The 24246-nt window shown below is 65.8% G+C and carries 26 protein-coding genes and 1 riboswitch; of the genes, 18 read left to right on the forward strand and 8 right to left on the reverse strand.

Features of this window, described 5'->3' with window-relative positions:
- Positions 1-68 precede the first annotated feature (68 nt).
- The 9 genes from CO669_RS09985 (at position 69) to CO669_RS10025 (ending at position 10452) form a co-directional block, all read left to right on the forward strand.
- Entirely contained in the window at positions 69-827 is a 759-nt protein-coding gene (locus CO669_RS09985) for an enoyl-CoA hydratase-related protein (RefSeq protein WP_097659633.1), read from the forward strand.
- Between the two features lie 192 nt (positions 828-1019).
- Positions 1020-2681, forward strand: a complete 1662-nt coding sequence (locus CO669_RS09990) for a bifunctional metallophosphatase/5'-nucleotidase (protein ID WP_097659634.1) — start codon at positions 1020-1022, stop codon at positions 2679-2681.
- Between the two features lie 135 nt (positions 2682-2816).
- A complete protein-coding gene (locus tag CO669_RS09995) occupies positions 2817-3746 on the forward strand; it encodes a histone deacetylase family protein (RefSeq protein ID WP_097659635.1) in 930 nt (309 codons plus the stop codon).
- Positions 3747-3819: 73 nt separating this feature from the next.
- On the forward strand, positions 3820-4071 hold the full coding sequence (locus tag CO669_RS10000) for an exodeoxyribonuclease VII small subunit (RefSeq protein ID WP_008132970.1): 252 nt from the start codon (positions 3820-3822) through the stop codon (positions 4069-4071).
- A 624-nt stretch (positions 4072-4695) separates the two neighbouring features.
- On the forward strand, positions 4696-6624 hold the full coding sequence (dxs, locus tag CO669_RS10005) for a 1-deoxy-D-xylulose-5-phosphate synthase (protein WP_097659777.1): 1929 nt from the start codon (positions 4696-4698) through the stop codon (positions 6622-6624).
- Positions 6625-6717: 93 nt separating this feature from the next.
- Positions 6718-7272: a nucleoside 2-deoxyribosyltransferase gene (locus tag CO669_RS10010; protein WP_097659636.1), complete on the forward strand. Its 555-nt coding sequence runs from the start codon at positions 6718-6720 to the stop codon at positions 7270-7272.
- Positions 7273-7299: 27 nt separating this feature from the next.
- Positions 7300-8034: a TlyA family RNA methyltransferase gene (locus CO669_RS10015; protein WP_097659637.1), complete on the forward strand. Its 735-nt coding sequence runs from the start codon at positions 7300-7302 to the stop codon at positions 8032-8034.
- Positions 8027-9274, forward strand: a complete 1248-nt coding sequence (locus CO669_RS10020; protein WP_097659638.1) for a class I SAM-dependent RNA methyltransferase — start codon at positions 8027-8029, stop codon at positions 9272-9274. The genes CO669_RS10015 and CO669_RS10020 overlap by 8 nt, the downstream gene beginning before the upstream one ends.
- A 104-nt stretch (positions 9275-9378) precedes the next feature.
- Positions 9379-10452: an Acg family FMN-binding oxidoreductase gene (locus CO669_RS10025; protein ID WP_245444251.1), complete on the forward strand. Its 1074-nt coding sequence runs from the start codon at positions 9379-9381 to the stop codon at positions 10450-10452.
- Here CO669_RS10025 and CO669_RS10030 read toward each other — a convergent pair.
- Together CO669_RS10030 and CO669_RS10035 are read right to left on the reverse strand one after the other, a co-directional pair.
- Positions 10449-11066 carry a hypothetical protein gene (locus CO669_RS10030; protein ID WP_097659640.1) on the reverse strand — a complete coding sequence of 206 codons (618 nt, stop codon included), beginning with the start codon at positions 11064-11066 and terminating at the stop codon, positions 10449-10451. The two genes, CO669_RS10025 and CO669_RS10030, sit on opposite strands and share 4 nt — an antisense overlap.
- 77 nt (positions 11067-11143) lie before the next feature.
- Positions 11144-11527, reverse strand: a complete 384-nt coding sequence (locus CO669_RS10035) for a bleomycin resistance protein (RefSeq protein WP_097659641.1) — start codon at positions 11525-11527, stop codon at positions 11144-11146.
- Positions 11528-11585: 58 nt separating this feature from the next.
- Here CO669_RS10035 and CO669_RS36305 point away from each other — a divergent pair, with 58 nt between their 5' ends.
- On the forward strand, positions 11586-11750 hold the full coding sequence (locus CO669_RS36305; RefSeq protein ID WP_245444253.1) for a hypothetical protein: 165 nt from the start codon (positions 11586-11588) through the stop codon (positions 11748-11750).
- A gap of 27 nt (positions 11751-11777) precedes the next feature.
- On the opposite strand, the gene CO669_RS10045 is transcribed toward CO669_RS36305, so the two are convergent.
- Both CO669_RS10045 and CO669_RS10050 read right to left on the reverse strand, forming a co-directional pair.
- Positions 11778-12416 carry a hypothetical protein gene (locus tag CO669_RS10045; RefSeq protein ID WP_097659642.1) on the reverse strand — a complete coding sequence of 213 codons (639 nt, stop codon included), beginning with the start codon at positions 12414-12416 and terminating at the stop codon, positions 11778-11780.
- 220 nt (positions 12417-12636) lie between these two features.
- Positions 12637-13500, reverse strand: a complete 864-nt coding sequence (locus CO669_RS10050; protein ID WP_097659643.1) for a DUF1194 domain-containing protein — start codon at positions 13498-13500, stop codon at positions 12637-12639.
- Between the two features lie 261 nt (positions 13501-13761).
- A riboswitch (Fluoride riboswitch) is annotated at positions 13762-13839 on the forward strand.
- Between the two features lie 91 nt (positions 13840-13930).
- Between CO669_RS10050 and CO669_RS10055 the strand changes: the two genes are divergently transcribed.
- From CO669_RS10055 to clpS, 5 genes are read left to right on the forward strand one after another with little or no spacing between them, the layout of a single operon-like run.
- Positions 13931-15142: an MFS transporter gene (locus CO669_RS10055; RefSeq protein ID WP_097659778.1), complete on the forward strand. Its 1212-nt coding sequence runs from the start codon at positions 13931-13933 to the stop codon at positions 15140-15142.
- On the forward strand, positions 15114-15548 hold the full coding sequence (crcB, locus tag CO669_RS10060; RefSeq protein WP_097659644.1) for a fluoride efflux transporter CrcB: 435 nt from the start codon (positions 15114-15116) through the stop codon (positions 15546-15548). Before CO669_RS10055 ends, crcB (CO669_RS10060) begins: the two co-directional genes overlap by 29 nt.
- Positions 15549-15554: 6 nt before the next feature.
- Entirely contained in the window at positions 15555-15980 is a 426-nt protein-coding gene (crcB, locus tag CO669_RS10065; protein WP_097659645.1) for a fluoride efflux transporter CrcB, read from the forward strand.
- Positions 15981-15982: 2 nt separating this feature from the next.
- Entirely contained in the window at positions 15983-16324 is a 342-nt protein-coding gene (locus tag CO669_RS10070; protein WP_097659646.1) for a DUF190 domain-containing protein, read from the forward strand.
- 45 nt (positions 16325-16369) lie between these two features.
- Positions 16370-16675, forward strand: a complete 306-nt coding sequence (gene clpS, locus CO669_RS10075; protein ID WP_097659647.1) for an ATP-dependent Clp protease adapter ClpS — start codon at positions 16370-16372, stop codon at positions 16673-16675.
- Positions 16676-16680: 5 nt separating this feature from the next.
- Here the strand turns inward: clpS and CO669_RS10080 are convergent, their stop codons facing one another.
- A complete protein-coding gene (locus CO669_RS10080) occupies positions 16681-17640 on the reverse strand; it encodes a LysR family transcriptional regulator (RefSeq protein WP_097659648.1) in 960 nt (319 codons plus the stop codon).
- 110 nt (positions 17641-17750) lie between these two features.
- Between CO669_RS10080 and leuC the strand changes: the two genes are divergently transcribed.
- From leuC to CO669_RS10095, 3 genes are read left to right on the forward strand one after another with little or no spacing between them, the layout of a single operon-like run.
- The gene (gene leuC / locus CO669_RS10085; protein ID WP_097659649.1) at positions 17751-19175 is read left to right on the forward strand and encodes a 3-isopropylmalate dehydratase large subunit; all 1425 of its coding nucleotides are present in this window, start codon (positions 17751-17753) and stop codon (positions 19173-19175) included.
- Positions 19172-19774 (forward strand): 3-isopropylmalate dehydratase small subunit, encoded by a 603-nt coding sequence (leuD, locus tag CO669_RS10090; protein WP_097659650.1) that lies wholly within the window; start codon positions 19172-19174, stop codon positions 19772-19774. Before leuC ends, leuD begins: the two co-directional genes overlap by 4 nt.
- Positions 19775-19820: 46 nt before the next feature.
- A complete protein-coding gene (locus tag CO669_RS10095; RefSeq protein ID WP_097659651.1) occupies positions 19821-21143 on the forward strand; it encodes a 2-hydroxycarboxylate transporter family protein in 1323 nt (440 codons plus the stop codon).
- Between the two features lie 42 nt (positions 21144-21185).
- On the opposite strand, the gene CO669_RS10100 is transcribed toward CO669_RS10095, so the two are convergent.
- The 3 genes from CO669_RS10100 to CO669_RS10110 form a co-directional block, all read right to left on the reverse strand.
- A complete protein-coding gene (locus CO669_RS10100; RefSeq protein WP_097659652.1) occupies positions 21186-22376 on the reverse strand; it encodes an adenylate/guanylate cyclase domain-containing protein in 1191 nt (396 codons plus the stop codon).
- A 75-nt stretch (positions 22377-22451) separates the two neighbouring features.
- Positions 22452-23540: a chorismate synthase gene (gene aroC / locus CO669_RS10105; protein ID WP_097659653.1), complete on the reverse strand. Its 1089-nt coding sequence runs from the start codon at positions 23538-23540 to the stop codon at positions 22452-22454.
- A gap of 105 nt (positions 23541-23645) precedes the next feature.
- Complete coding sequence (locus CO669_RS10110; RefSeq protein WP_097659654.1) at positions 23646-24245, reverse strand: histidine phosphatase family protein; 600 nt, start codon at positions 24243-24245, stop codon at positions 23646-23648.
- Between the last annotated feature and the right edge of the window lies 1 nt (position 24246).

Raw genomic sequence — 24246 nt, forward strand, 5'->3', positions numbered from 1 at the left:
ATCATGTAGGCTGGTGCTTGGTGGGGCTTGCAAAGCGGCAAGCCTCGCGGCGACCGCAGGGAGTTCTCATGCCGAACGGCAACATCGTCGTGACCGAAGAGCGCGGAACGCGTGTGATCACCCTGCGCCGCCCGGGCAAGAAGAACGCGATCACCCAGGACATGTACCGGGAGATGGGCCGCGCGATCGATACCGCGCAGAACAACCCCGATATCCGCTGCATGATCATCACCGGCGGCTCCGGCGTGTTCACCGCCGGCGACGACATCGACGATTTCATGCACGCCGACACATCGCGTCCCGAGACGCTGTCGGAAGGCGCCAAGTTTCTCTATTCGCTCGCCCTCAACGTCAAGCCGATCATCGCGGCGGTTGACGGCGCCTCGATCGGCATGGGCACCGTGATGCTGTTTCACTGCGACTACGTGCTCGCCTCGAACGCTGCGACCTTCTCCGCACCCTACATCCATCTCGGCCTGGTGCCGGTCGGCGCAGCCAGCCTCTTGGTGCCGAACACGATGGGCTATCAGCGCGCCTTTGCCATGCTGGTGATGGGGCGGACTTTCTCCGCCGCGGAAGCCCATGCCGCCGGCTTCGTCAACACCGTGGTGTCGCCGGGGCATACCGAGGTCGAGGCACGCAAGGTGGCGCGCGATATCTGCCGCCTGCCGGCCGAGGCGGTCGCAACCTCGCGCAAGCTGCTGCGCGCGCCGGCCGAACAGCTCACCCGCCGCATCGACCAGGAAGGCCATCTGTTCGGCGAGCGGCTGAAGTCGGACGAAGCCGTGGCCGCGTTCAACGCGTTCGCGAGCCGCAAGAAGCGGTAGGACGAGCCCGCTCCAAGCCAACAGTATCGTAGGGTGGGCAAAGGCGCACTTGCGCCGCGCCCACGCCTTAAGACGTGGGCACGCTCCGCTTTGCCCACCCTACGAGACCGTAGTTGAGGACAGATCTCTCATCCCGCACGTTCACGACAATGCTTCGTGAAATCTTCGTGCGGACCGACTAATCTTGGTTTCATGCGATACCGATCCGTCCTCCCCGCACTCGCGCTGACGTTGACCTTTGCCCTCCCCGCTGCGGCCCAGACCGCCGCCTCCGTCGAGTTGCGCATCCTTGCAATCAACGATTTCCACGGCAATCTGCGCCCGCCGCCGGGCGGCATCCGCATCAACGATCCCGAGGACAAATCCAAAAAGGTGATGGTCGCGGCCGGCGGCGCCGAATACATGGCGACGCTGGTCAAGCAGCTGCGCGAGGGACACAAGAACACGATCTTCGTCGCCGCCGGCGATCTGATCGGCGCGAGCCCGTTCCTGTCGGCGATGTTTCACGACGAGCCCTCGATCGAGGCGCTCTCGATGATGGGGCTTGCGATCACCTCCGTCGGCAACCACGAGTTCGACGAGGGCAAGACCGAGCTGCTCAGGATGCAGAACGGCGGCTGCCATCCGGTCGACGGCTGCCAGGGACCACATCCCTTCACCGGCGCCAAATTCCGCTATCTCGCGGCGTCCACCGTGGAGACTGCGACCGGCAAGAGCGTGCTGCCGCCTTACGAGATCCGCGAATTCGACGGCATTCCCGTCGCCTTCATCGGGCTGACCTTGAAGGAGACGGCGGGCATCGTCTCGCCATCGGGCATCACCGGGATCGAATTCCGCGACGAGGCCGAGACGGTGAACGCGCTGGTGCCGCAGTTGAAAGCGCGCGGCGTCGAAGCGATCGTGGTGCTGATCCACCAGGGCGGCGAGCCCTCGGGCGACTACAACGAATGTCCGGGGATCACGGGGCCGATCGTCGACATCGTCAGGAAGTTCGACCGCGCCGTCGACGTCGTCGTCAGCGGCCATACCCACCGCGCCTATGTCTGCGATATCGACGGGCGGCTCGTCACCAGCGGGGACAAGTACGGCACCCTGGTCACCGCGATCGACATCAAGCTCGACCGCACGACGCGCGACATCGTCAGTGCCAGGGCCGACAATCTTCTCGTCGCCAACGCGTCGCTCGCGAAGGATCCCGAGCAGACCGCGCTGATCGAGGCCTATGACAGGCTGTCGGCGCCGATCGCCAACCGGCCGGCCGGATCGGTGACGCAAACCCTGTCGCGCGTGCCGAACGAGGCCGGCGAAAGCGCGCTCGGCGACATCATCGCGGACGCCCAGCTTGCCGCGACCCGGGCGGCCCAGGATGGCAGCGCTGTCATCGCCCTTACCAATCCCGGCGGCATCCGCACCGACATCGTGCCCAAGGAGAACGGCGCGATATCCTTCGGCGATGTCTTTGCCAGCCAGCCGTTCCGCAACCGCCTCGTCACGATGACGCTGACGGGCAGCCAGCTCAAGGACATGCTCGAGCAGCAATGGCTGGACCCGAAGCGGCCGCGGATCCTCCAGGTCTCGAATGGATTCAGCTATGCCTGGGATGCGTCCAAGCCATTCGGCGAGCGCGTGATCCCCGAGAGGATGATGCTGAGCGGCCGCCCGATCGAACCTGGAAGCGGCTACCGGATCACCCTCAACGATTACCTCGCAGTCGGCGGCGACGGTTTTACCGTCGCCAAACAGGGCACGGCACCGCAATATGGCGGCTACGACGCCGATGCGCTGTTCGCGTTCTTCCGGGCGCATGGGCCGATCGGTCCGTTACCGCCCACCCGCATCCTGCGGGTGAATTGATCCGGATCAATCGGGCGATGGCCGGACGCCCCTTTGCCATTGCCGCCCAAGCGCATAGATTGGCCTTTGAGATTGCGTTTTGGCGCCGGATGCGCCAAGCGACGACGCGAGTCCGTTTCCTGTGAGGCCGACCTGATGAGCACGCTTCTTCTCTCCCACAAGGCCTGCCTCGACCATGTCACCCCGCCGGGACATCCTGAAAGGCCCGATCGCCTGCGTGCCGTGGAAGAAGCGCTGTCGCATGAGCGCTTCCAGTTCCTGGCGCGCGATCTGGCCCCCGAAGGCGATCTCGACCTCGTCACGCTCTGCCACAACGAACATTACGTCACCGAGCTGCGCCACATCGCGCCGACGAGCGGTCAGGTCTATATCGACGGCGACACCTCGATGTCCCCCGGCACGTGGGAAGCGGTGATGCGCGGCGTCGGCGGCGCGGTCGCGGCGACCGAAGCGGTGATGAACGGCGAGCATCGCAACGCCTTCGTCGCGGTGCGCCCGCCCGGACATCACGCCGAGATCGGCAAGCCGATGGGATTCTGCTTCTTCGACAACGTCGCGATCGCCGCGCGGCATGCGCAGCGTAAATTCGGCATCAAGCGCGCGGCCATCGTCGATTTCGACGTGCATCACGGCAACGGCACGCAGGACATCTTCTGGTCCGACCCCACCGTGATGTACTGCTCGACGCATCAGATGCCGCTGTTTCCGGGCACCGGAGCCAAGGGCGAGCGCGGCGATCACGACACCATCGTCAACGCGCCGCTCGCCTCCGAGGACGGCGGGCCGGAATTCCGCTCCGCGTTCGAGAATTTGATCCTGCCGCAGCTCGAAAAATTCAGCCCCGAGCTGCTGGTCATCTCCGCCGGCTTCGATGCGCATTACCGCGATCCGCTGGCCTCGCTGAATTTGCGCGCGGAGGATTATGCCTGGGTGACGCGCAAGCTGATGGATCTCGCCGACAAGACCGCCGGCGGGCGCGTTGTGTCCGTGCTCGAAGGCGGCTACGACCTGCAAGGGCTGAAAGAATCTGTTACGGCGCATGTCGGCGCCCTGATGGGCGCCTGAAGGACCCGCCACATTAAGCCCGCAAAACCCGCCTTCACTGCGGGCTAAGCGAATCGGGCGATCGGAAACGGATATGGCCGAAAACACCCAAGTCGACGTCTCCAGGCTCACCTTCGAGCGCGCGATCGAGGAACTCGAGACGATCGTGAAGCGGCTCGAAGACGGCAAGGTGCCGCTCGAGGAATCCGTGACGATCTACGAGCGCGGCGAGGCGCTGAAGCGCCGCTGCGAGGAATTGCTGCGCCAGGCCGAGGCGCGGGTCGACAAGATCACCACCGATGCCAGCGGCCAGGCCACCGGGACGGCGCCGCTGGACGTCCAGTAGCCAAAGCCTTTCCCGCAGCATTGCCGCGCTCCTGCGAAACTTCTTCGCAGGGAGGCGAAGCCTTGCGCCGCGTTTTCATGTTCGCACGGCTTCCTGTCCCCGGCCGGTCCGTGGTTCCATTCGGTGCTGGCAATCCTCGGCCCTCGAATCGGCCCATGGCGGTCAAAAAGACCTGATTTCGGGGTAAAAAAGCCTGCCAAAGAACCGGGCAGGCCGGGAACCCCTGGTCCCCGCCCGCGGTTAACCACTCTGGCCCGGTAGTTGCACCTGCATACCCCTAATCGGTCCGGCGGGTTGGCTTTGGCCCAAGCTTTGGTGTAAAGCTGCGCGGAGTGTGGCTTTTTGCAAGCCTTGCGTGGGCACCGATTACCGACGACAAGCGCTTCAAACTGCTAATGAAATTGGCTGGGACGGACGAAGCCGATCTAAGTGACAGGGATCACAGAGACTGAACCGGAGCGCACTTAAGCTTACCTAAGCTTGAAGACGGGGTTGTCAGCTTGAAGAAGAGGCTTGGCCCCATGCAGGTGGCTCCGACGGTTTGAGGACTCGCGCTGCGCCGATATTGTGCAAACCCATCGCGCACCGGAATGACCTTCCGGCGCTGACAAATTGGAAATCGCCGTGAACGCATATAGCAAGACGCCGCTTCTCGACACCATTCGGACGCCGGAAGACCTGCGCAAGCTCAAGATCGAGCAGGTTCGCCAGGTTGCCGACGAGCTGCGGCAGGAGACCATCGATGCCGTCTCGGTGACCGGCGGTCACTTCGGCGCAGGTCTCGGCGTGGTCGAGCTCACCACCGCGATCCATTACGTCTTCGACACGCCGCGCGACCGGCTGATCTGGGACGTCGGCCATCAGGCCTATCCGCACAAGATCCTGACCGGGCGGCGCGACCGCATCCGCACCTTGCGCACCGGCGGCGGCCTCTCCGGCTTCACCAAGCGCAGCGAGAGCGATTACGATCCGTTCGGCGCGGCGCACTCCTCGACCTCGATTTCGGCCGGCCTCGGCATGGCCGTCGCGCGCGACCTCTCGGGCGGCAAGAACAACGTTATCGCCGTGATCGGTGACGGCTCGATGTCGGCGGGCATGGCCTATGAAGCCATGAACAATGCCGGCGCGATGAACTCCCGCCTGATCGTCATCCTCAACGACAACGACATGTCGATCGCTCCGCCGGTCGGCGCGATGAGCGCGTATCTATCGCGCCTCTACTCCGGCAAGACCTATCGCACGCTGCGCGAGGCGGCCAAGCAGATCAACAAGCGCCTGCCCAAGATCATCGCCAACCGCGCCAACCGCGTCGAGGAATACTCCCGCGGCTTCATGATGGACGGCGGCACGCTGTTCGAGGAGCTCGGCTTCTATTACGTCGGCCCGATCGACGGCCATAACCTCGACCATCTGCTGCCCGTTCTGAAGAACGTGCGCGACATGGAGACCGGTCCGATCCTGGTCCACGTCGTGACGCAGAAGGGCAAGGGCTACGGCCCGGCGGAAGCCTCCGCCGACAAGTACCACGCCGTCGTCAAGTTCGACGTCGCGACCGGCACGCAGGCGAAAGCCAAGCCGAACGCGCCGGCCTACCAGAACGTATTCGGCCAAAGCCTCGTCAAGGAAGCCCAGAAGGACGACAAGATCGTCGCCATCACCGCGGCGATGCCGTCGGGCACCGGCGTCGACATCTTCAACAAGGCCTTCCCCGATCGCACCTTCGACGTCGGCATCGCCGAGCAGCACGCGGTGACCTTCGCCGCCGGTCTTGCGACCGAAGGCTACAAGCCGTTCTGCGCGATCTACTCGACCTTCCTGCAGCGCGGCTACGACCAGATCGTGCACGACGTCGCGATCCAGAATCTGCCCGTGCGCTTCGCCATCGACCGCGCCGGCCTCGTCGGCGCCGACGGCGCGACCCATGCCGGCTCGTTCGACAACGCCTATCTCGGCTGTCTGCCGAACATGGTGATCATGGCAGCTAGCGACGAAGCCGAGCTCGTCAACATGGTGGCGACGCAGGTTGCGATCAACGACCGTCCGAGTTCGCTGCGCTATCCGCGCGGCGAAGGCCGCGGCGTCGAGATGCCCGAAGTCGGCATTCCGCTCGAGATCGGCAAGGGCCGCATGATCCGCCAGGGCAACAAGATCGCCCTGCTCTCGTTCGGCACCCGCCTCGCCGAGTGCGAGAAGGCTGCCGACGAGCTCGCAGCCCACGGCCTGTCGACCTCGATTGCCGATGCGCGCTTCATGAAGCCGCTCGACACCGAGCTGGTGCTCAAGCTCGCCCGCGACCACGATGTGCTGATCACGGTCGAGGAAGGCTCGATCGGCGGCTTCGGCTCGCATGTCGCGCAGTTCCTGACCGACCAGGGCGTGCTCGACACCGGCATGGTCAAGTTCCGTGCGATGGTGCTGCCCGACGTGTTCCAGGACCACGACACGCCTGCCGCGATGTACGCCCGCGCCGGTCTCGACGCCAAGGGCATCGTCGCCAAGGTGTTCGAAGCCCTCGGCAAGGACGTCAAGGCCGAGACGGTCAAGCTGGCCTGACGGCCGCTTTCAGCCCTCCCCCGCAGGCGGGGGAGGGAACGCAGTATTCGCCGCGATTCGCGGCTCGCCTGAATTTCTCCGAAGCCATCTTCCATGAAAATCTATCTGGCAGGCCCCGACGTGTTCCTGCCGGATGCGATCGCGATCGGCCGGCGCAAGGTCGATATCTGCGGCCGCTACGGCCTCACCGGCCTCTATCCCCTCGACAACGCCATCGACCTCACCGCGCCCGATGCCGCGCGCCAGATCTTTTGCGGCAACGAGGCGATGATGGATGCGGCTGATGCCATCGTTGCCAACCTCACCCCGTTCCGCGGCGCCGGGGCCGATCCCGGCACCGTCTACGAGCTCGGCTACATGGCCGGCCGCCGCAAGCTCTGCTTCGCTTATTCCAACGATCCCGCCACCTATGCCGACCGCCTCGGTCGCTTCATGGACGTCAGCTCCGAGGACGGGCGGCTGGTCGATGCCCAGGGGCTGACGGTCGAGGATTTCGGCCTCGTCGACAACCTCATGATGATCCATGCACTGGAGCTGCACGGCTGCCCGCTGGTGACGCCGGCCACGATGCCGATCGACGTCTGGCACGATCTGACCGCGTTCGAGACTTGCGTCCGGATGGCGGCCGCGCGATTGATCGCTACCTAAGCGCCAGTCCCTGCCCTGGAGAGTCGATTGTCCCCTGCCCGCAAACGCGCGGATGTATTGCTGGTCGAGCGCGGCCTGTTCGAGAGCCGGGCGCGGGCGCGCGCGGCCATCGAGGCCGGGCTGGTCACGGCCGACGACAAGCAGGTGGCAAAGCCTTCGGAGACGATCGCCGAGGACGCGGTGATCCAGGCCGAGCCCGCCCACCCCTATGTCTCCCGCGGCGGCGTCAAGCTCGCCGGCGCGCTGGAGCGCTACGCAATCGAGATCGAGGACCATGTCTGCCTCGACGTCGGGGCCTCCACCGGCGGCTTCACCGAAGTGCTGCTGGCGAACGGCGCGAGCCTGGTGTTCGCGATCGACGTCGGCACCAGCCAGCTGCACCCCTCGCTGCGCGGTCATTCCAAGATCGTGTCGATGGAGGAGACCGACATCCGCAGCTACGAAGGCAAGCGGCTGCCGGCGCGGCCCGACGTGGTCGTCATCGACGTCAGCTTCATCTCGCTCAAGACCGTGCTGCCGGTCGCGCTTTCCCTCGCGGCGGCGCCGATGAGCCTGCTGGCCCTGATCAAGCCGCAATTCGAGGCAGACCGGAAGCACAACAAGAAAGGCATCGTCCGCGATGCCGCCGTGCATCAGGAGATCTGTGACGACATCGCCGCCTTCGCCGCCTCGCTCGGCTGCACCGACATCGAGGTATTCCCGTCGTCAATATCGGGCGGCGACGGCAACATCGAATTCTTCCTGGGCGCGCGCCGTGGTTGAGCGCCTGACCATCGATCACGTCGGTCATCGCGGCGACGGCGTTTGCCTGACCACGGGCGATGCGCTCTACGTGCCCTACACGCTGGGCGGAGAGACCGTCGAGGTGGACCACGTCGTGGGTCATCATCCCGACCGTCGCAAGCTGCTCGCCGTGGAGGTTGCCAGCCCGGAACGCATCACACCGTTCTGTCCGCATTTCGGCGTCTGCGGCGGCTGCGCGATCCAGCATTGGGCGGCCGAGCCGTACCACGCCTGGAAACGCGGCATCGTGGTGGAGACGCTGGCGCAGGCCGGCATCGATTGCGAGGTCGCGCCGCTGGTCGATGCCCATGGCGCCGGCCGCCGGCGCATCACCCTGCACGGCCGCTTCGGCACGCATGACATCCTCAAGGTCGGTTTCTCCGCGACGAGCTCGCACGACGTCATCCCCATCGATCGCTGCCCCATCCTCGATCCTGCGCTCGACGGCGCGCTCGATGCCGCCTGGGCGCTCGCCGAGCCGCTGACGTCGAAGATGCCGGTGACCAAGCCGCTCGACATCCAGGTCACCGCGACCGCCAACGGCCTCGATGTCGACGTGCGCGGCTCCGGACCGCTGCCGACGCCGCTGGTCACGGCGCTGTCGCGCGTCGCCGAGCAGCACCGCCTGGCGCGGCTGACGCGGCACGGCGAATTGGTGCTGCAACGCCTGCCCCCGACGGTGAAGATGGGGCGCGCCGAGGTGACGCTGCCGCCGGGCTCGTTCCTGCAGGCGACCGTGGCGGGCGAAGAGACGCTGGCCGCGCTCGTCACCGAGCGCATCGGCAAGGCGAAGGAGGTTCTCGATCTCTTCTGCGGCGTCGGGCCGTTCGCGCTCAGGCTTGCCGAGAAGGCCCGTGTCACCGCTTACGACAGCGATGCCGGTGCCGTCGCGGCGCTGGCGAAAGCCGCGCGCACGCCGGGCCTGAAGCCGATCAAGGCCGAGCCGCGCGACCTGTTCCGCCGCCCCCTGGTGCCGCCGGAGCTGCGCGATTTCGACGCCGTCGTGTTCGATCCGCCGCGGCAGGGCGCACAGGCGCAGGCCCTGAAGCTTGCCGCAAGCAAGGTGCCCGTCGTGATCGCGGTGTCCTGTAACGTCGCCACTTTTGCCCGCGACGCTCGGCTCTTGATCGACGGCGGCTATCGGCTGGAGGTCGTCGTGCCGGTCGATCAATTCCGCCACACGCCGCATGTCGAGCTGGTGGCACGGTTCACGCGGTAGAGCTCATAATCGGGCGTGCGTCCTCCAAGCTTGATGCCAGTCAATCGCGCCGCCGCCCGCTGACTTAAAAGCGTCCTGCGCAATTCAACGTGGAGCGGACTTTCGTGGTTGACCGACGCCAATTCATCGCGGCCGCGCTCGCACTTTCCGGGGCGGCGATCGACCCCGCTGCAGCTGCGGCCGTGACCTTCGACGCGGTCGTGGCGGCATCGCGCGCTCCCCTGCAGTCCGTGCCAAGGGATCGCGAGCTCGTGCGTTTTGCCACGCTCGCCGCCAACAGCCACAACACCCAGCCGTGGATCTTCTCGGCGCGCGGCAACGAGATCGCGATCGCACCCGATTTCACGCGCCGCTGTCCGGCCGTCGATCCCGACGACCATCACCTTTTCGTCAGTCTCGGCTGCGCCGCCGAGAACCTCATCCTTGCCGCGTCCACGCTGGGCTGGCGCGCCGACCCGGTCATCGACGGCGACAGGATCGTGATCGCGCTCGAGCAAGCGCCGGTCGCCGCATCGGCATTGGCGGCCGCGATTCCGGTCAGGCAATGCACGCGCGCGCCGTTTGACGGCAAGCCGGCCACGGCCGAGACCTTGCGCCGGCTCGAAGATGCCTGCCGCGAACCTGATGTCACCGCCATCCTGTTGACCGAACGCAACGCGATCGCCGGGATCACCGACTATGTGCTCGAAGGCAATTCGGCGCAAATGCGCGACAAGGCCTTCATGCGCGAGCTCGTGAGCTGGATTCGCTTCAACGACGCGGAGGCGCTTGCGACCCTGGACGGGTTGTTCGCGCCCGCCTCGGGAAATCCCGCTTTGCCGTCGTGGCTGGCGCGGCCGCTGCTGAAGCTCTTCTTCACCGAGAGCGGGGAAAACGAGAAGTATCGCCAGCAGCTCGCCAGCTCTTCTGGCGTCGTCGTGCTCGCGGCCGATCGCAGCGACAAGGCGCACTGGATTGCGGTCGGCCGCGCCTGCCAGCGTTTTGGTTTGCAGGCAACCGCACTCGGGCTGAAATATTCCTTCGTCAACCAGCCGGTCGAGGTGGCGGCGCTGAGGCCGCAATTTGCGGCCTCGCTCGGCCTTGGCGAGCGCCGACCCGACATCGTGATGCGTTTCGGAGCCGGCCCGGACCTGCCGAGATCGCCGCGGCGGCCGCCGGAAGCGGTGATGCGCTCCTAGCGCCGAAGGCCGCTCAAGGCCGGCGACTCGCCGGGCAGCATGTTCGACCGGATGTCGCTGTCCATGCGGCCGGAGTCCTGCTGGATCACGCCGGCGCCGAACGACAGGCTGAGATTGGAGGTCGGCTTGAACTCGATGCCTGCAAATGCGCTGGTGCCGGGGGCCGTGCCAGACGTCAGCGGAGCAACCGAGCTGCCGATGCCGTTGCCGTATTTCAGCGTGTCGACACCGGCAAAGAACGTGACCGGCATGCCGCCCAGGCTTTTGGTGGTGTAGCCGAACTGCGTGCTGTCATAAGAGAGCGCGCTGAAATTGTTGGCAAGTCCGGCCTGATTGAATCCGGCCTGACTGAGGCCGCTCCAATTGAGATTACCGCGCTGGCTGCCGACAAAGAAGCCGTTGGCGAAATTGGTACGCCCGCCGACCTCGTCGGCATTGAAGCTCGAAAAACTGCCGTAAGGATCGGAGCTCTGGCCATCGCTGCCGCCAAAGCCGAACGGCCCGCCGGGGATGAAGTATCTCAGCGGCGCAACCTGAGCATCGGCGGGCGCTGCGCCGAGGCCGAGCACGGCAAGGAGAGCTGCGAGACCGCATGAAGCTGCAAGGCGGGACATTCGGACGACCTTCGAAAACCGCACAAATCATACCCTCCTGGAAGGAGGAATGCCAGCGAGGCTGCGCCGACGGCGTCTCAGCCGGGTTCCGGGATACCCATGCCGAAGGTGAGCTGATTGCCGTCGGCATCGACGACGTCGAAATCGCGCATGCCGTAATCGCGGTCCTCCGGCCGGTTGATGGGCCTTGCGCCGCGTCCCGTCATCTCGGCATAGATCCGGTCGACGTCGTTTACGAAAATGCAGAGACCGCCTTGTCCGGGCATCCGTTTCGTCGCACGCGCCGCCAGCAGATGCAGCGCGACCTCATCGCGGCAAAGGCAGGCATAGGACGGAGGCTCGCCGTATTCGAAGGTGACCTCGAACCCGATCACGTCGCGGTAATAGGCGAGGCTCGCGGCGATGTCGGAGACGACGAAAACGGTGGCGCAGCCGGCCAGCATCGGATGTTCGTCGGCCATCTGTTCTCTCCGTCGCGAGCAATCGCTCCCGCGCAGTCTAGCATGCGCGGGCGAGGTCTTGCACGGGTCGCACCGCAACGTCATCTGGTCGTCGCCCAAGGCGGCGCGAGTGCTGTTCGCGCTCAACGACCGCTATCTGATCAACGAAAAGGGCGCGCTCCAGGAAGCCGCGCTCCTGCCGCTCACGATCCCGCATCTGGTGAAGCGGGCGCCGACGCGGTGATGAAACACCGGGCAGAGGCCGGCGCGTTCAGGCGGTCCTGTCCACCGAGGACGACGAATCCGCCGGCGGATATTTCGTCACGGGCACCACGAAGGATTTGGTGCCGACCTGATAGATGATCTTGCCGTTCTGCCCGTCATCGGTCGCGATTTGCGCCTGGCCGAACATGATGACGTTCTTGTAGACGTAGCCGGTGCCCTGGCGGGTGACGCCGTCGGTGGTGACGCTGACCTGCGCTTCCTTGCCGTTGACGGCCAGGACCTTGAAGCTCGCGCTCTTGCCGTTGTCGCTGGAATAGCCGCCCCAGCTTCCCATAAGACGGCTGTCGGAAGCCGGCGGGGCCTGCTTTTCGAGGTTCGCGGTCTGCTTGCCGGCGCCGCCGAAGGAGAACAGCATCACCATGTTCTTGCCGTCCTTGGTGCCGACCGTGACCCCGCCAAACGTGATGAGCGTGCCCTGGACCTCGGCAAAGCCGCGCTCGGTGTGCCCGTTATGGGTGTACTCGACCTGCGCCCGGGCACCGCGGATGTTCACGACCTTGAAGCCGACGGGCTGGTTGCCGTTGCCCACCCAATTGCCCTTCCAGTCGCCGATCAAAGCGCTCTGGTGATACAGGCGCTCGTTGGCTGGCGAAATCTGACTGGTGCTCGATGAGACGATGGCCATTGGATTGCTCGGGGACGGGCCTGACAACCCGTTTTCGTCCGCTTCGGCAATGTCAGGATGCCGAGCGGAAACGAACAGAAACCATGCGATTAGGGCCCCGCGCCGGTTAACGAGCGGTTAAGTTCAGGCATCGCCGGGGCGGGCAAAAGGTCTCAGCCGGCACGGGAACATTGGGCCTGATCGCTTCAGGCCGCCTCCCCGCCTGTTCCGGATCCGGCTTCTAGCGCCCCCAGCGATCCGACCAGATCTTCTCGCCGATCAGGCAATTGACGCGCGGCTCCTTGTCGGCGACGCGCACCACCGGACGCTCGGGCGTGCGACCGGCGACCTCCATCAGCAGCTTGGTGCGGATCGCCTCCTTGAACTTGTCGCGATCCTTGATCGTGATGACGAAGGAGCCGGGACCGCCGACGACGCAGTCCTCGTAGTAGAGATCGAGATTGTCGATATCCATGGTCGAATAGGACGGCTCCTTGACCATGATCGGCAGGCCGTTGATGACGATGCCCTTCTCCAGCGCGGCATCGCGCGCCACGGTGACCGGCCCACCATTGTTGTTGGGGCCGTCGCCGGAAATGTCGATGACGCGGCGCAAGCCCCGATAGGGATCCTCGTCGAACAGCGGCATCGCGAACATGATCGCGCCGGAGATCGAGGTGCGCGAGGCGCGCCGGATCGGCGTCTTCATGATCTCGGCGGCGACCGCATCGGCCGTCTCCGGGCCGTCGACCAGCCGCCAGGGAATGATGACCTTCTGATCGCTCGAGGCGGCCCACTCGAAATAGGTCACCGCGATCCGGCCGTTCGGGCCGAGCTTCAGCGCCTGGAGAAACTCCTTCGACTGGATCGCCTGCGCATAGCCTTCGCGCTGGATCGCGAGTTCGTCCATGTCCATGGAATAGGAGACGTCCACCGCGAGGATCAACTCGACGTCGACCGTCTGCGCGTCTCTGTCGGCCGCAAGCCGCTGCGGTTGCGTTTTGGGCGGCTCGAATTTCGGCCCCGGTGCCGCGATGCCCGCGACGTCCCCTCCGGCGAACATGCCGGCAACCAGTACAGCCCCGATCGAGAACAGCAAGCGCATCGCAGCCTCCCGTCGTATGACGTGATGGTGACATGCAATCGCCTTGCCGCAAAGCGCGAAGATCGCTTGTGCTTCACATTCGAGTTAGGAATCTGCGGGTTCGGCGTGCACGCGCTTTGCGCAAAGCTGCCGCCATATGGCCGCGCTCGCGCCGCCGGAACGCGCTCGCACCATCGGGTTCACGATGCGCGATGTGGGAGCGACGCGTCACGGGACAGAGCCCCCGCCACTTGTCCAGCCCGATTTCCGTGCTAGGTTGGCCGCACAGATGGGGATGGAGTCCCCCGATAACCGCCCGGCGGCCTCTGACCGTAGTGGGCTGATGACTTCTGCTTGAGGAGGGGCAATCTTTGAGCCTCTGCCTTCGGCGGGAGCATGGACAAACCCGCCGGTGGCGGGTTTTTTGTTGTCTGGCGACAAAGGCGAAGACGTGACGACGACGACACCGAATACTGCACGCAGCGCGCTGCCCAGGGGGATCTGGGTGCTGGGCTTCGTCTCGATGCTGATGGACGTCTCCTCCGAGATGATCCACGCGCTGCTGCCGGTCTATCTCGTCACCGTGCTCGGCGCTTCGACGCTGACTGTCGGCTTCATCGAAGGTATGGCGGAAGCGACGGCCTCGATCACCAAGATCTTCTCCGGCGCGCTGTCGGACTGGCTCGGCCGGCGCAAGCTGCTCGCCGCCCTCGGCTATGGCCTTGCCGCCTTCACCAAGCCGCTGTTCCCGCTCGCACCCAGCGTCGGATGGCTGGTGGCGGCGCGCTTCGTCGATCGCGTCGGCAAGGGCATCCGCGGCGCGCCGCGCGATGCGCTGATCGCCGATATCGCGCCCGTCGGCCTGCGCGGGGCGAGCTTCGGCCTGCGGCAGTCGCTCGACACCATCGGCGCCTTCGTCGGGCCGCTGATGGCGATCGGCCTGATGTGGTTGACGGCGGACAATTTCGCCCTCGTGTTCTGGTTCGCCGTGCTGCCGGCCTTCCTGTCCTTCGGCCTGATTACGTTCGCCGTGAGCGAGCCGGATCCGGACCCGGGCCGGGAGCCCGCCAAGAACCCGCTCAATCTCGCCGCGATGCGCCAGCTCGGCGCGGTCTATTGGCGCGTCGTCGCCGTGGGCGTCGTCTTCACGCTCGCGCGCTTCAGCGAAGCGTTCCTGATCCTGCGCGCACAGAACATCGGCCTCAATGCGATGTGGGTGCCGGCGGTGCTGGTGCTGATGAACATCGTCTACGCGCTCTCCGCCTATCCGGCCGGCGTGCTCTCGGACCGCATCAACCGGACCGGCCTGCTCGCGCTCGGCCTCGTTTTCCTCGCTGGCGCTGAACTTGCGCTCGCGCTGCTGCCGAGTCTCGGAGGCCTTGCTCTCGGCGTCGTGCTATGGGGGCTGCACATGGGACTGACGCAGGGCCTGCTCTCGGCCCTCGTCGCCGACGCCGCACCGCCCAGCCTGCGCGGCACCGCGTTCGGCTATTTCAACCTGTTCACCGGCCTTGCCCTGCTGGCCGCGAGCGTGATCGCGGGCGCGCTGTGGGACGCCTATGGTCCGGCCGGAACGTTCCTCGCGGGGCTCGGCTTCGCCCTGGTTTCACTGCTGGGGCTGCTCGCCATCGGCAATGGACTGGCCACGGAGGACAAACGATGACGGAGGACGCTTCATCGTGCTGAGCGGGGCAATCGCAATCATGATCGGCAGCGTCCTCGGCGGCTGCGCGCGCTACTTCGTCTCCGGCGCGATCGCGCGGCGGCTGGGCGAGACGTTTCCGTGGGGCACCATGACCATCAACGTCACCGGCGCCTTCCTGATCGGCATTTTCGGCGCGCTGGCAACCCATCCCGGCTCGGCCTTCGCCGCGCCCGATCCATGGCTGTTCGCCGTAACAGGCTTTCTCGGCTGCTACACCACGGTGTCCTCGTTCAGCCTGCAGACGCTGACGCTCGCGCGCAGCGGCGAGCCGATGCATGCGTTCGGCAACGTCGTTCTCTCGGTCGGGCTGTGCCTTGCCGCCGTCAGTTGCGGTTTCCTCCTTGCGGACAGTCTTGGAGGCTAGCGTGCGATGAACTCCCCATCCTCCGAGCGCTGGCGCAGTGCGACGCTCTATGCCTGGGTTGCCGCGGGCAGCATCGTCGGCGGACTGACGCGCTATCTGGTCGGGCTCGCGCTCGACACCGGACCGGGCTTTCCCTTCGCCACCCTGTTCATCAACGCGACGGGCTCGCTGATCATCGGCTTCTACGCGACGCTGACCGGTCCCGACGGCCGCATGCTGGCACGGCCCGAGCACCGGCAGTTCATCATGACCGGGTTCTGCGGCGGCTACACCACCTTTTCGACCTTCAGCCTCGAGACCTTCCGCCTGTTCCACGGCGGCATGAAATACACCGCGCTCGCCTACATCGCCGCATCCGTGATCTGCTGGCTGGTGTCGGTATGGATCGGCCATATGATGGCGAGCCGCTACAACCGCTTGACAAGGAGCTGAGCATGCAAATTCCCAATCAGGCAGTTTCGCTCCGGATCTTCATCGGCGAGAGCGATCATTTCGACGGCAAACCGCTCTACGAGGCAATCGTGACGAAGGCGCGCGAGCTGCATCTCGCCGGCGCCACCGTGCTGCGCGGTCCCATGGGCTTCGGCAAGTCGAGCCGGCTGCACACCTCCAAGATCCTGCGGCTTTCGGAGGATCTGCCGCTGCTGATCGAGATCGTCGACAGCGAGGACAACATCAATGCATTCCTGCCCATCCTCGACGGCATGATATCGAGCGGGCTGATCACCTTGGAGAAGGTGCAGGTTCTGCAATATGGTGCGAAGGCTACGAGCTGATCGCTCCCGGCGGGGAACCCGCGCCCGCCGCGTCCAGGAGGCGGAATGAACGACACCGTCAGCAAGCCGAAGACGCGGACCAGGACCAAGGTCGAGCGGCCGAAGCTGCACAAGGTCATCCTGATCAACGACGACTACACGCCGCGTGAATTCGTGACCATGATCCTGAAGGCCGAGTTCCGGATGACCGAGGATCAGGCCTACAAGGTGATGATCACCGCCCACAAGCTCGGCGCCTGCGTCGTCGCCGTGTTCACCAAGGACGTCGCCGAGACCAAGGCCACCCGCGCCACCGACGCCGGCCGCGCCAAGGGCTATCCCCTGCTGTTCACGACCGAGCCGGAGGAGTAGCGGCGCTAGCCTCGGCCGCGACGAACACGCGCCGCCTTGCGCGTGCTGCTTTCGGGTGGATGCTCCTGAACGTGTTTCCAGAATGCCTCCGCCGCAGGCGTCAGCCGCGATCTCGGCCGGAACACGTGGATCTCGATCGGAATCTCCCACTCCCGTCCGCCGGCCCTCACCAGCTCGCCCGATGCGAGTTGGTCGCCGATCAGGCTCTCCGGAAGCCAGGCCATGCCGCGGCCGGCCTGGACCATGGTGACGAGAAGCTTGGCGAGATGTGACGTGAACGCCGGCTTCAGCTGCGGCTTCAGCGGCGATGTCGAACGGACCGCTTCGAGGATCTTCCCCATACCGGACTCGGGCCGGAAGCTAAGGAACTGCGTCGGCGCGGCCTCGGTTCCGGGAAGCCTGAAGCGCGGGATCTTGCCCGATCTCGAAACAGGCACGGATGCCGGGATCAGACGGTCGTTGCCGACGTGAGCCGAGCGGAATTGCGATGTCGTCACCGCTGCGACCACCGCCGGATGATGATGGCACAGAAGGAAATGCACCTCGCCGGCCAGCAGCATGCGCTCGCACGCCTCCATGTGGTTGGCGACCAGCTGGACACTCGGCACGAAGGAAAGTTCGGTCTCGATTCCGCGCAGCCAGTCCGGAAAGAAGGTCAGCGACAGCGCGTTGGTCGATGCGAATTTGAGCACGTCCGACGAGCCCCGCGCCAGCTCCTGGGCCTCGAGACGGCCCGCTGAAAGCCGGCGGATGACGTCCTCGGCGGTGAGGCGAAACGCCTCGCCCGCGGCCGTGAGGCTCACCGCGTGCGTCGTGCGCTCGAACAGCGCGGCGCCTGCCCACAGCTCCAGCGCCTTGATCCGGCGGCTGAGCGCCGGCTGCGACGAATTCCTCTGCTCCGCGGCGCGTGAAAAGCTGCGCGTCGCCGCCACCGCGATGAAATCGTGCAGCCAGTTGATTTCCATGATCCCGCCCGCTTATGCAAATTCTGCATAATCATATCATGAGCTGACATTGGATTTCCAGAAGGGGTGCCTGCACGGTCGGGGAAAGTCAGAAGTCCCATGGAGGCGGAATGTCCGGGCGCACTCTCTACGACAAGCTCATCGACGCGCATGTGGTGCGCAAGATCGACGACGACGGGCTCGTGCTGCTCTATGTCGATCGCACCGTCCTGAACGAATACACCAGCCCGCAGGCCTTCGCCGGCTTGCGCGCGGCCGGGCGGGAGGTGCGCAACCCCGCCGCGGCGCTCATGGTCGTTGACCACGTCAACCCGACCGCGGCCCGCCGCACGCGGCAGATGCCGGATGCCGACGCGACGCGGCAGGTGGACTATTTCGCCGACAATGCCCGCGATTTCGGGATCGAATATTTCGACATTCTCGATCCGCGCCAGGGCATCGAGCATGTCGTCGCGCCCGAACAGGGCCTCGTGATGCCCGGCATGGTGATCGCCGCCGGCGACAGTCACACCACCGCCTATGGTGCCTTCGGTGCGCTCGGCTACGGCATCGGCACCTCCGACATTGAGCACTATCTCGCCACATCGACCGTCCTCTATCGCCGCCTGAAGACGATGCGCATCGACGTGACCGGGCGTCCTTCGCTCGGCATCACGTCAAAGGACATCGTCATGGAGATCATCCGGCGCATCGGCGCGGATGGCGCCACCGGATATGCGGTCGAGTTCGCCGGCCCCGCCTTGACCACGATGAGTGTCGAGGCTCGGATCGTGATGTCGATCATGATCGTCGAGGCCGGTGCGCGTGGCGTCGTGATCGCGCCCGACCAGAAGGTGCTCGATTATCTCGAGGGACGGCCGCGCGCGCCCAAGGGTGAGATGTGGGATCGCGCCGCACGAGCCTGGTTGCAGCTTCGCTCCGATTCGGACGCGCGCTTCGACCGAGAGATGACGATCGACGCTGGCGAAGTCGCGCCGTTGGTGACCTGGGGCACGAGCCCGGATCAGGCGATTGCCGTGACCGAACGCATTCCCGATCCCTCCGGCAACGCCACCGCGGAACGCAAGACCGCGGCCACGCGCGCGCTCGCCTACATGGGCCTCGCGCCGGGAACGCCGATCCAGTCGGTGCCGATCGACTTCGCTTTCATCGGCTCCTGCACCAATTCGCGCATCGAGGATTTGCGCGACGCCGCTCAAATCTTCAGGGGCCGCCGCGTCGCCTCAGGCGTCCGCGCCATTGTGGTCCCCGGTTCGACCCAGGTTCGCGCGCAGGCCGAAGCGGAAGGCATCGCGCAGATCCTGATCGACGCGGGCGTGGAGTGGCGGCAGTCCGGCTGCTCGATGTGCCTTGCGATGAACGACGATATTCTCGCGCCGGGCCAGCGCTCGGCCTCCTCCACCAACCGCAATTTCGAGGGACGCCAGGGCCCTGGTGCGCGCACGCATCTGATGAGCCCGGCGATGGTCGCGGCCGCCGCCGTCACCGGCCGCATCACCGACGTGCGCGAGCTGATCGGAGGAGACGCGCCATGACGCCGTTCCATCACGTGTCCGGCGTTGCCGCGCCGATGACGACGCCCAACATCGACACCGACGTGATCATGCCGAAGATGTTCCTGAAGGGTGTCGATCGCAGCGGCCTCGGCCATGGCGCCTTCAACCTGCTGCGGTTCAATGCGGGCCGGCCGAATCCGGACTTCATCCTGAACACAGACGGGTATCGCGAGGCCTGCTTTCTCGTCGTCGGCGCGAATTTCGGCTGCGGGTCGAGCCGCGAACATGCGGTCTGGGGTCTCCTGCAACTCGGCATCCGCGCCCTGATCGGCACCACCTTCGCCGGCATCTTCAGCGACAATTGCGCCAATAACGGCCTGCTGACCATCAGTCTCGACGCAGCCACCGTCAGTGGGATCGCCGACATCGTCGCAAACCCCGCGCGCAATCGCCTCAGCATCGACCTCGAACAGCAACTGATCCGCATCGACGGCGGCGGCACCGTGCCCTTCCCGATCGAGCCCGCGCGGAAACAAGCGTTCCTCACCGGAGGCGACGCGATCAGCTCCACGCTCGTCTTTGCCGACGACATCAGCGCCTTCGAGCGGCGGCACTGGGCGGACAATCCCTGGTTCTGAAGCGAACACAGGGTCAATCAAAACGAAGCAGCAGAGGGAGGCTTTCTTGACCGACACCACCATGAAGCTCGACGACACGGTGCAGGCCGCTCCGTCGTCCGCGCGCGCATCGCTCAGGATCGGTCCGCTGCCGATCACGGTCTATCTCGCGGCCGTGCTGGTTTGCGCGGCCGCCATCTACACCGGCAAGCTTCCGAACGACGTGATCGGCGGCCTCTCGGTTCTGATGCTGCTCGGCTTCCTGCTCGGCAAGCTCGGCCAGACCGTTCCGGTGTTGAACCGGATCGGCGGCACCGCGATCCTGTGCCTGTTCGTGCCGGCCGCGCTGGTCGCTTACGGGCTGATGCCGGAGCCGGCGCTCAAGGCGATCGCGACGACCTTCCGCACCGCCAATTTCCAGTATTTCTTCATCGCCTGTCTGGTCGCAGGCTCGATCCTCGGCATGCCCCATCGCGTCCTGGTGCAAGGCTTCATCCGGATGTTCGTGCCGCTGCTGGTCGGCACGCTGAGTGCGATCGCCGTGGGCATTACCGTCGGGCTGCTGTTCGGCCACAGCCCGAAGGAGACGTTCTTCTTCGTGATCATCCCGATCGTGGGCGGCGGCCTTGCCGAAGGCGTGCTGCCGCTGTCGATCGCCTATTCGGAGATGCTGCACCGGCCGCAGGCAGACCTGGTGGCGCAGATGGTGCCCGCCGCCCTGCTCGGCAACGTCGTTGCCATCGTCGCAGCCGGGCTGCTTGCGCGCCTCGGGGAAAAACGCCGCGACCTCAACGGTCAGGGCATGCTGGTCAAGACCGGCGACAACGACATTCTCGGTCCCGCGCGAACCGATCAGCCCATCGACCTTGCGCTGCTGGGCGCGGGCATCGTGCTGTCCTGCGTGCTGTTCGTGCTCGGCATGGCGCTTGCGCCCCATACCGGCATCCCCGGCCCGATCCTGATGATCATCGCCGCGGTCGCGCTCAAGCTGACGAAGCTGCTGCCGGCGGAGATGGAGCTCGGCGCCTACCAGATCAACAAGTTCATGTCGACCAACCTCACCTTCGCGATCCTGGTCGCGATGGGAACGTTGCTGGTATCGTGGCAGCAGCTCGTGGCCTCGTTCAATCCCGGCTACATCGCCGTCTGCACCACGACGGTGCTGGCGATGGTGGCATCCGGCTTCTTCGTCGGAAAATGGCTCAACATGTATCCGGTCGAAGCTGCGATCGTGACCGCTTGTCATTCCGGGCTCGGCGGCACCGGCGACGTCGCCATCCTCGGCGCAGCCGACCGCATGGGTCTGATGGCCTTCGCCCAGATCGCAACGCGCGTCGGGGGTGCCATCATGATCGTGATCGCGACGCTCGCGATGAAGGTGGCTTACTAGGGCGCGTTGGCGCGGCGGCGGACGGTCACGTCTGACGCCGCGTCACGCCATCACCACCGGCGTCTCCTCGCCGAGCCCATACACGCGCTGCGCCTTCGAGAATCCGGCGATCGGAAACTCGCCGAGCTCGCGCCAGTCGTGGCGGCAGGCCTTGGCAAAGCCTTCCGAGGCGACGACCGTCCGCCCCAGGCGGCTCGTGATCTTCTCGAGCCGTGCCGCGAGATTGACGGCGGGGCCGATGCAGGTGAAGTCGAGCCGGTTGCCGCCGCCGATATTGCCGTAGAGGATGTTGCCGACGTGGAGCGCGACGCCGAAGCGGAAGCGCTCGACGACGTCGCCGACCGGAAAGGCCAGCGCCTCGACGCTGGCGCGGGATTCGTGCGCGGCCTCCAGCACGCGCGCGCAGACATGGGTGGCATCGCCGACATATTCGTCGATCGGAAACACCGCGAGCAGGCCGTCACCCATGAACTTCAGGACCTCGCCGCCATGGCCCCGGATCGCGGTGACCTGACAGTCGAAATAGTGATTGAGGATCTGGACCACCGTTTCAGGCGGCAGCCGGTCCGACAGCGCCGTGAAGCCGCGCAGATCCGACAGCCAGATCGCGGCCTGCATCGTGTCGTTGTGACCGCGCCGGATCTGGCCACCGAGGATGCGCGCACCGGCGCGGTTGCCGACATAGGTGTCGAGCAGCATCTCGGCGGTACGGCGCAGGCTGATGATCTCGGCAACGCGCGCCAGCGGCGTCACGATGGAGCGGATGGCTGCGACATGATCGTCGGTGAAGCCGCCGGGATGTCGCGTCACCCAGCTCGTCGCGTGGACCGAGCCGTCGAGAAACGGCATCGGCACCGCGAGATAGTCGGTCGCCCCTTCGGCGCGCAGGTCGTCAAGGATCGGAAACCGTGCGTTGTCGGCATCGCCGATGCGCCCCCTGACCTCGATCCCCTGCTCGAACACGATGCGGAGCGGGCTCGCGGCGAATTCGGGCGTGTCCAGGATCTCGAAATCAACGGTGCCGATCTCGACCTCCTGGCCCTGCCGCCAGATGAAGTTGCGGCCGAAAATTTCAGGATGCAGCGTGCGGATGAAGATGCCGAACCGCCACAGCGGCAGGCCGGCTGCAACCAGATGCTCGCAGACGTCGGCGATCATCTCGGCCGGGGTCCCGGCCGACCTCGCGCCGTCGATCAGCCAGTTGGTGATGCGCTGGAGCTCGGAGCTTTGCATGTCCGCATTTGCGGACGAAGTTGCGGGATCGTCAAGCTGCGCGGTGGGCTAGTACCGCGACACGACAATTGTTTGCTAGCGCCCCACCTGGCCGCGGTCGCGCAAAAAGTGATCCGCCAGCACGCAGGCCATCATGGCTTCGCCGACCGGGACGGCGCGGATGCCGACGCAGGGGTCGTGGCGGCCCTTGGTGAAGATCTCGGTGTCGGCCCCCTTGCGATCGACGGTGAGACGCGGCTGCAGGATCGACGAGGTCGGCTTCACCGCGAAGCGGACCACGATCGGCTGTCCCGTGGAGATGCCGCCCAGAACGCCGCCGGCATGGTTGGACAGGAAGCGCGTGCCGTCATTGCCGGTGCGCATCTCGTCGGCGTTCTCTTCCCCGGTCAATTCCGCCGCGCCGAAACCGGCGCCGATCTCGACGCCCTTCACGGCGTTGATGGTCATCATCGCACCCGCCAGATCGGAATCGAGCTTGGCGTAGATCGGCGCGCCAAGGCCGGCCGGCACGCCTTCGGCGACGACCTCGATCACCGCGCCGATCGAGGAGCCGCTCTTGCGGATGCCGTCGAGATAGGTCTCGAAGAACGCGGCCTTGTCCTTGTCCGGACAGAAGAACGGATTCTTGGCGATCTCGTCCCAGTCCCACTTCGCGCGGTCGATCTTGTGCGGACCGATCTGCACCAGCGCGCCGCGCACCTTGACGTCGGGCAGCACTTTTCGCGCGATGGCCCCGGCGGCAACCCGCGTCGCGGTCTCGCGCGCCGAGGAGCGGCCGCCACCGCGATAATCGCGCAGGCCGTATTTGGCCTCATAGGTGAAGTCGGCGTGACCGGGCCGAAACTTGTCCTTGATCTCGGAATAGTCCTTCGAGCGCTGGTCGGTGTTCTCGATCAGGAGCCCGATCGGCGTGCCCGTCGTCACCTGCACCCCGGTCTCCGGATGCGCCATCACGCCGGACAGAATCTTGACCTGATCCGGCTCCTGGCGCTGCGTGGTGAAGCGCGACTGGCCCGGACGGCGGCGGTCGAGGTCGCCCTGGATGTCGGCCTCGGTGAGCGGGATCATGGGCGGGCAGCCGTCGACCACGCAGCCGATGGCCACCCCGTGGCTCTCGCCGAAGGTGGTGACGCGGAACATGTGGCCGAAGGTGTTGAAGGACATCCGTCTCTAGCTCGTAAGTCGGTTCTGACTTGTGGTAGCGCCCGGAAACACTGCATTCAACCCTGTTCCATCATCCGGGGCGCCCCGGAATGACGAAGGCTGAGCCTAACTGAACTTCTCCAGCCGCCCGTCGCGAAACACGTACACCGCGCCCTGCTCGATAAAGAGCTCGGCCGCGCTGACCGGGGTCTCCAGCCCGAGCGAAACCATCAAAGCCCGGCAGGTCCCGCCATGGGCGACCGCGACGGTGTCGGTCTGCAGCTGGTCGTACCAGGCGCGCACGCGGACCTGAACGTCGGCATAGGTCTCCCCGCCGGCGGGGCCCACGGTCCATTTGTCGGCGAGACGCCGGGCGTACACGTCGGGATCAGTCGCCTCGCTCTCGGCCAGCGTCAGCCCTTCCCAGCTGCCATAGCCGATCTCGCGCAGCCGGTCGTCGAGCGCATAGTCGGCAACCGGCAGCTCGAGTTGGCCGCGCGCGAGTTCCATGGTCTGGCGCGCACGGCCGAGCGGGCTCGACACGTAAGGCAACGAAGCCTTGTCGCGCCCCTCGCGCTTGAACAGGTCGGCGAGAATGCGGCCCGCCTGTACGGCCTGGCCGCGCCCGCGCGCGTTCAGCGGAATGTCCTTGGTGCCCTGAAGCCTGCCGAGCGCGTTCCACTCGGTCTCGCCGTGGCGAAGATAGTAGATCGTGGGCACGGCCATT

The sequence above is a fragment of the Bradyrhizobium sp. Y36 genome, from assembly GCF_002531575.1.
In the GTDB taxonomy this organism is placed as follows: Bacteria; Pseudomonadota; Alphaproteobacteria; order Rhizobiales; family Xanthobacteraceae; genus Bradyrhizobium.

Coding starts and splice junctions, on each gene's coding strand:
- CO669_RS09985 (WP_097659633.1), top strand. CDS start 69: ATGCCGAACGGCAACATCGTCGTGACCGAAGAGCGCGGAACGCGTGTG.
- CO669_RS09990 (WP_097659634.1), top strand. CDS start 1,020: ATGCGATACCGATCCGTCCTCCCCGCACTCGCGCTGACGTTGACCTTT.
- CO669_RS09995 (WP_097659635.1), top strand. CDS start 2,817: ATGAGCACGCTTCTTCTCTCCCACAAGGCCTGCCTCGACCATGTCACC.
- CO669_RS10000 (WP_008132970.1), top strand. CDS start 3,820: ATGGCCGAAAACACCCAAGTCGACGTCTCCAGGCTCACCTTCGAGCGC.
- CO669_RS10010 (WP_097659636.1), top strand. CDS start 6,718: ATGAAAATCTATCTGGCAGGCCCCGACGTGTTCCTGCCGGATGCGATC.
- CO669_RS10030 (WP_097659640.1), bottom strand. CDS start 11,066: ATGTCCCGCCTTGCAGCTTCATGCGGTCTCGCAGCTCTCCTTGCCGTG.
- CO669_RS10035 (WP_097659641.1), bottom strand. CDS start 11,527: ATGGCCGACGAACATCCGATGCTGGCCGGCTGCGCCACCGTTTTCGTC.
- CO669_RS10045 (WP_097659642.1), bottom strand. CDS start 12,416: ATGGCCATCGTCTCATCGAGCACCAGTCAGATTTCGCCAGCCAACGAG.
- CO669_RS10050 (WP_097659643.1), bottom strand. CDS start 13,500: ATGCGCTTGCTGTTCTCGATCGGGGCTGTACTGGTTGCCGGCATGTTC.
- crcB (WP_097659644.1), top strand. CDS start 15,114: ATGGACTGGCCACGGAGGACAAACGATGACGGAGGACGCTTCATCGTG.
- crcB (WP_097659645.1), top strand. CDS start 15,555: ATGAACTCCCCATCCTCCGAGCGCTGGCGCAGTGCGACGCTCTATGCC.
- CO669_RS10070 (WP_097659646.1), top strand. CDS start 15,983: ATGCAAATTCCCAATCAGGCAGTTTCGCTCCGGATCTTCATCGGCGAG.
- clpS (WP_097659647.1), top strand. CDS start 16,370: ATGAACGACACCGTCAGCAAGCCGAAGACGCGGACCAGGACCAAGGTC.
- CO669_RS10080 (WP_097659648.1), bottom strand. CDS start 17,640: ATGGAAATCAACTGGCTGCACGATTTCATCGCGGTGGCGGCGACGCGC.
- leuC (WP_097659649.1), top strand. CDS start 17,751: ATGTCCGGGCGCACTCTCTACGACAAGCTCATCGACGCGCATGTGGTG.
- leuD (WP_097659650.1), top strand. CDS start 19,172: ATGACGCCGTTCCATCACGTGTCCGGCGTTGCCGCGCCGATGACGACG.
- CO669_RS10100 (WP_097659652.1), bottom strand. CDS start 22,376: ATGCAAAGCTCCGAGCTCCAGCGCATCACCAACTGGCTGATCGACGGC.
- aroC (WP_097659653.1), bottom strand. CDS start 23,540: ATGTCCTTCAACACCTTCGGCCACATGTTCCGCGTCACCACCTTCGGC.
- CO669_RS10110 (WP_097659654.1), bottom strand. CDS start 24,245: ATGGCCGTGCCCACGATCTACTATCTTCGCCACGGCGAGACCGAGTGG.